The following is a 6,062-nucleotide window of genomic DNA, read 5'->3' on the forward strand; positions in this document are numbered from 1 at the left end:
ATCTATCTGCTAATAAATCATTAACAAAGCTAAGATCTATGGCGGAATCTATTTGTTTTAGTATGTGATTATCCGGAATCATTTGGTATAATGCGGTATAGAAGCTGTTTTGTCTAAAGACGTTTTTAACTAACATAAAAAGCATACCTCCTTTAGTTAATTTTGTTTTCGCTAACCAAATTATACCACAGGAGGGTATGCTTTTTGTGCTTTAAATGGACTTTTTCAGTGATCTCGAACCGTCCCCTCGACACCCTCGACACCCTCAAATGATGGAAAATGCCTGCGGCAGTGTAAATTACCCGGCCGGAAGGATTGAAGCAGATAGCAAGGTCAGCTACACTTATATCCCGGCAGCAATCCGGTTTAGTTCTTGCATCATTAGGCTTAGCTCCTGAATACTGGCATTCATTTCTTCGGTAGCAGCTGACTGTTCCTGGGTAGCCCCCATAGCTATCTGGGAACTGTCAAAAGCTATAGTTATTTTATTTTCTATGTCCCGGGTAAGCAACCCGATATCATTGGCGGTTTGCTTAGATGTTTCGGATAGTTTGCGGATTTCATCCGCTACCACCCCGAACCCCCGTCCGCTGTCTCCGGCCCGGGCAGCTTCAATAGCGGCATTAAGCCCTAACATTTTAGTTTGATCAGCTATCTCTTTGATACTGTCCAGGATCCTATTGATTTGCTGAGCTGTTTCTTGGATCGAAGTTATTTCATTGCTCAGCTTTATTTCACTGGCGGCAATATCACCGGCCGCATGGGCGGTGTTTTCGATCGCTGTACTGATTTCCGTCATGCTGTGCTGGAAAGTAGCGGCAATATTTCTTAAAGCATGAGCATCATCGCGAGCGATAGCCATTCCGTAAGTTCCAATGATTGTATCGGTTTGCTCATCGTCAAATACCGGTGCAGTTATAACTTTTAGAGCCTTACCATATAAACTCTGATCAATCTCGGTTTCAATTGGCTGGCGGGTCTTGATACACTGATCGGCAGGGCCACCCGCAGCCAGCTTATTGCCAACGTCTGCGAAGGGCACATCAATAAAGCGGGTATCGCCAAAAGTAAATTCAGTCAGGTTAGTCGAGTAAAAAGCAACGTCCTTTTTAGGAAATAACGTTACCAGATATTCAACTACCACCGGAAATTCATCTAAAAACTTACTGCCCATATAAAATACCTCCTTCGTTTAAAACAATGAATCTGACCATAATTGTAAAATAAATGCCCGGTATTGAATATGGTACCAAAGTCTACTTTCGTCAAGTGTCAAGGGGACGGTTCGAGACCACTGAAAAAGTCCATTTAAAGCACAAAAAGCATACCCTCTTATGGTATAATTTGGTTAGCTAAAACAAATTTAACTAAAGGAGGTATGCTTTTTATGTTAGTTAAAAACGTCTTTAGACAAAACAGCTTCTATACCGCATTATACCAAATGATTCCGGATAATCACATACTTAAACAAATAGATTCCGCCATAGATCTTAGCTTTGTTAATGATTTATTAGCAGATAGATATTGTAAAAACTTTGGCAGACCAGCAAAAGAGCCAGAGATGATGCTAAGAATACAAATATTAAAATATCTATACAACCTGTCTGATGAACAGTTAATACAGGATTTGAGCGTAAATCTGGCTTATAAATGGTTTGTAGGACTTAACCCCGAAGACCCCTTGCCTGAAACCAGCCTGCTAACCAAATTCCGTACCCAACGCTTAAAGGATATCAGCATGGATGCCATCATTACCGAAATCGTAGGGCAATGTGTAGAAAGAGGCCTAATCAAAAGCAGCAACGGCATCGTTATAGATACTACCCATATTGAAGCCAACACCATTAAAAAAGTACCCGAACGTATTATGAAGCACTTGGCCAGAAACATATTCAAGGCCATGGGACAGGAACAATATGAAATACCCGATTATACTCAGATAGAAGATCATATTGAAGCCAAACAGGTTATGAAAGATTACCTGGAAGGCCTGATCGAACAAGTTCAGGAAGAAACCTCAGAAGAAGTTATTATAGCAACGAAGGAAGCTCAGGAGGTTTTAGGAAGCGATCTGTTTATCGAGCAAAAAGGCATCCGTTCACTGGTTGACAAAGATGCCCGAGTAGGCCACAAAAGCAAGACTCAAAATTTCTACGGTTATAAAGCAGAAATATGCCAAACCACCGATGGCAGTTTAATAACCAGCATTTTTGTAGAACCAGGTTCATATGTTGATGGCAGCCATTTTAAGAGCCATCTTGAAGAAAGCCAGAAAACTGGATTAAACTTGACCGGGATATATGGCGATAAAGCCTACTTTCGTGCTGACATCCTTAATTTGATCAAGGAAATCCAAGCTGCAGCCTATATACCTGTAAGTGCCAGCGCTTACAAGATTGATGAAGAGTTATACAGCTACAACAAGGACAGTGATCAATGGTTTTGTGTTATGGGAAATGAAACAGTAAAAGTAAAATCCAAAACCCGTGAGCGAAATGGTAAAACGGTGAAATTACTGAACTATAGCTTTGGGAGTGAGATCTGCCGCAACTGTCCTCGACGAATTGAATGTATAGGTAAAAGTAAGCGGATAGGTAAGCTATTAACAATCAGCGTAAATACTCCAGAGTTATATGAATACAGCCAAAGAGCTAAAACCCCGGAATTCATTCAAGAATTCCGCAAGCGAGCTAAAATCGAACCCAAAAATGCAGAACTAAAACGATTCCACGGACTAGACCGAGCCAAAGGCTATGGTCTACGAAGCATCCGCATTCAGGCAAAACTAACAGCCCTGGCGGTAAACTTAAAGCGGATAGCCAAACTGGTATCCGCTTCAAAAGGGTTATCTTCGTTTATTTTGAGGTTTTTATTCTGTCGGTTACAGATTAACCTACCTGATGGGCTGTGGGTAGCCGCCAGGGCGGCTTAAAAGGGTTACTTTTTCAGTGGTCTCGAACCGTCCCCCTGACACTTTTTCAATCATATTGGCAATCAATAAATAAAAACCAGGCGGCATTTATGGGAAAAACAAAGGTATAGATCTGTCGGCGGTTTTCCAGATCTTGATAGGGATCGGATAATACCCCCCTGCCCATTCGATTAGCTTCAGCAACCTTGGGAAAAAAATACGGACGCCAGCACCAATTGCGTCCGATATAGTCTGCCTCCACCAACCATTTCTGATGATCCCGTGTATAATTGGGGGTGAGCTGCTCTCCTCTGCTACTGCATATATAGAATTTTAAGCAATTATTCGGGGCCAGCGGAAGCAGCCTATTGATGTATTCCCGTGGAGAAAACATGGGATCAGTCTCTGCAATATCTGCAGATGCAGCAGCTATAAATTTATTCATATCATCAGCCAATTTATTAAGCTTTTGCTGCAAGCTGCTCTTTCTATCCAGATATTCGTCCAAACCTTGGTGGAGAATCCCAGCACAGCTGGCTTTGTCAAGTATATCCGGTTGAGGAATTGCATACAGGTAACCTTGAAAGTAACGTACTCCTGCATCCAGTCCCATTTGAAACTGTTTCATATCCTCAACTTCTTCAAGCACCAGGTTGACTCCCGACTTTTCACAAAATCCCCCCATTGATTCAAGCAAACTGTAGCTCTTGCTCCGATGTATGAACCCGGCTCCAACTTTAATGAAATCTGGGTTTAGCAGGGCAACTCTTTCTAGATTGCTGAAACCTTCTCCTATATCATCGATAGCGATTTTACAGCCCACAGCACGGTAGCGTTTAATAATTTCCATCAATACATTTACATCGCCACATTTATCCTCAGATATTTCAATAATGATTTGCTCCCCATCAATACTGTATTTAGTCAACTGTTCGATAGTAGGTAGCTCCATGCTTTGGTTTATATAAGGCAGCAGCCATTCGGGTTGGATGTTTATAAACAATTTAGCTTTGGAGTTCCTCATTTTCATCATATCCAGGGCTTTAAAGCGAATCATGCGATCTACTCTGATTTTTTCTTGAGAAGACAAATCAGGATTATGGAAAAAATGCCCCAGACTTTCAAAAAGGTTGTTTTGACGGTATCTGCCTAAAACTTCATAGCCGTATATATTTGCTGTATCTATGCAAACGATGGGCTGAAAAAAGGGCACAACCGATATTTCATTAATTCTGTGCATGAATACCCCCCTTCCTTAATCTACTGTAAGATCAGCTGCGAGCACTCCACAGGGGTTACCTTCCCGATCCAATATGGGAAGCGCAATAGTAATACAGGCATGACGCGTAATGGCAGAAATATATACCGGCGACCTGTATTGGCATCCCTTGATAGCTTCCTGCCACCAAAGCCGGGCTCTGGCATTGGCCAAAGCGGCAGGCGGCTGGCTAAAAATGAAACTGCCATCGGCACGATTGCTGTAAATCGCTTCCATACTGGGATGGCGTTCCAGGACTTCGCTGAGCAGTGATTGATGATGAAAGGGCGATAAGGCCATTATATTATCCATAGCTGAGAGTTCATCTAATTTAGCTATTATTTCTTTCACTGTCTGGCTTTCGATATTCACTGTCCCGGTATTGGGGGCTACAATTTTTTCCAGGCTAAGGTTTAAAGACTCGCTGATTCTTTGCAAGTAATTGGAGCTTTTTAACATATTTTCATTTGCAAATTCCCAAGTCTTAAAATTGTTGGTTACCTGTTTGAGTAAATCGTTAATTTCTTCGCGAACAGAACGGGTATCGATAATAAAACTGCCTATCAGTTTCTGTAACAGTATAAAATTATGGTTGGTTTCCTTTTGTATTCCTGCCAACATGGCTTGAATATCTTTTTCTTTCTGAGATACCCAGAGGTTGGCCTTATTTATTTCGCCTTCTATCATCTTTAAAATCTGCGAACTTGACCTGACTCCCGCGCTGCTCTGGTCGGCCAGTATCTTCATCTCCTGCGCTACTACCGAAAATCCCCGTCCATGCTCAGTTGCGTGGGCGGCTTCAATAGCTGCATTAAAAGACAACAAACGAACCCGCTTGGCAATATTGTCTATTTTGTCAATGATATTCGTTAAATTCAAAATGGCCGGACCAAGTTCCTCTAGTTTTCGACTCGTTTCAGTTACCATGGTTTTGATACTCCCCGTGGAACGCTCGATCATTTGAAATGATTGCCCCACTTCATTTAGAACCTTTTCCGCCGATATCATCCTTCCATCCATTGCTTGGAGCAGAATATCTACCTCAGATGATTGGGTTTTCAAGTCACTAAAAGTATCCGCAAAGGCCTCAGCCCGAACAGATCCATCTTGGATTTGCTCGACTGCAGAGGCCACCTGGGCGTTTGTAACGGTTAATTCCTTTACAAATGCACTCATAAATTGACGCAGCTTCTCCAGCCGCAGTCCCAGCTCTCGAGCAGGCGGACTTAAAAGCTCTGCCTTTACCGCTTCCATTATTTCTCCTCTTCCCAAGCGTTCCATTTCTGCCGATAGCATTAGCATGTCTTCTATGGAGATGGTTTCATAATGATCATTATCCATTACAATCAACCCTTTCAACCTAAGAAAACTTGACTGAAAAAAGGCACCTCTAAATGGTTTTTCCAACGTATAAAAAAAAAGAACCCCCTTGCATCATTAGGAGACTCCTTTATCTCAAGAATTCAGTTCACCGAGTCTGGCAAATGATTTTTAAGGCCAAGCCCATCATTTGCCAGCAATTTAAACTGAAAGTTATTTAGTTTTTTTGAGTATAGCAAACTGAATAAAAGGGCACAAGGCGTATTTATCGGTATTATGTATACTTACCCGCGTGTCAGGGGGACGGTTCGAGACCACTGAAAAAGTCCATTTAAAGCACAAAAAGCATACCCTCCTGTGGTATAATTTGGTTAGCAAAATCAAAATTAACTAAAGGAGGTATGCTTTTTATGTTAGTTAAAAACGTCTTTAGACAAAACAGCTTCTATACCGCATTATACCAAATGATCCCGGATAATCACATACTAAAACAAATAGATTCCGCCATAGATCTTAGCTTTGTTAATGATTTATTAGCAGATAGATATTGTAAAAACTTTGGCAGACCAGCAA

General features: G+C 41.6%; 5 protein-coding genes. 2 read left to right on the forward strand and 3 right to left on the reverse strand.

Translation table 11 applies throughout. From position 1 onward, the window contains the following. Nucleotides 1–343 precede the first annotated feature (343 nt). On the reverse strand, nt 344–1,174 hold the full coding sequence (locus tag AAV90_RS15635) for a methyl-accepting chemotaxis protein (protein WP_052729783.1): 831 nt from the start codon (nt 1,172–1,174) through the stop codon (nt 344–346). Between the two features lie 213 nt (nt 1,175–1,387). On the opposite strand from AAV90_RS15635, the gene AAV90_RS12625 reads away from it, so the two are divergent. Then, nucleotides 1,388–2,932 (forward strand): IS1182 family transposase, encoded by a 1,545-nt coding sequence (locus tag AAV90_RS12625; RefSeq protein ID WP_046499768.1) that lies wholly within the window; start codon nt 1,388–1,390, stop codon nt 2,930–2,932. 46 nt (nt 2,933–2,978) lie between these two features. Here the strand turns inward: AAV90_RS12625 and AAV90_RS12630 are convergent, their stop codons facing one another. Both AAV90_RS12630 and AAV90_RS12635 read right to left on the reverse strand, forming a co-directional pair. Then, nucleotides 2,979–4,151 (reverse strand): EAL domain-containing protein, encoded by a 1,173-nt coding sequence (locus AAV90_RS12630; protein ID WP_046499770.1) that lies wholly within the window; start codon nt 4,149–4,151, stop codon nt 2,979–2,981. 15 nt (nt 4,152–4,166) lie between these two features. After that, nucleotides 4,167–5,528 carry a methyl-accepting chemotaxis protein gene (locus AAV90_RS12635; RefSeq protein ID WP_207642068.1) on the reverse strand — a complete coding sequence of 454 codons (1,362 nt, stop codon included), beginning with the start codon at nt 5,526–5,528 and terminating at the stop codon, nt 4,167–4,169. A 371-nt stretch (nt 5,529–5,899) separates the two neighbouring features. Between AAV90_RS12635 and AAV90_RS15000 the strand changes: the two genes are divergently transcribed. Next, nucleotides 5,900–6,062 (forward strand): transposase (locus AAV90_RS15000; protein ID WP_479725410.1); only part of this gene is annotated, 163 nt, incomplete at its 3' end.

It is taken from the genome of Syntrophomonas zehnderi OL-4, assembly GCF_000983115.1.
In the GTDB taxonomy this organism is placed as follows: domain Bacteria; phylum Bacillota; class Syntrophomonadia; order Syntrophomonadales; family Syntrophomonadaceae; genus Syntrophomonas_B; species Syntrophomonas_B zehnderi.

What these genes read in the sequence shown, in the direction of transcription:
- AAV90_RS15635 (WP_052729783.1), bottom strand. Translation starts at nt 1,174, where the DNA reads ATGGGCAGTAAGTTTTTAGATGAATTTCCGGTGGTAGTTGAATATCTG.
- AAV90_RS12625 (WP_046499768.1), top strand. Translation starts at nt 1,388, where the DNA reads ATGTTAGTTAAAAACGTCTTTAGACAAAACAGCTTCTATACCGCATTA.
- AAV90_RS12630 (WP_046499770.1), bottom strand. Translation starts at nt 4,151, where the DNA reads ATGCACAGAATTAATGAAATATCGGTTGTGCCCTTTTTTCAGCCCATC.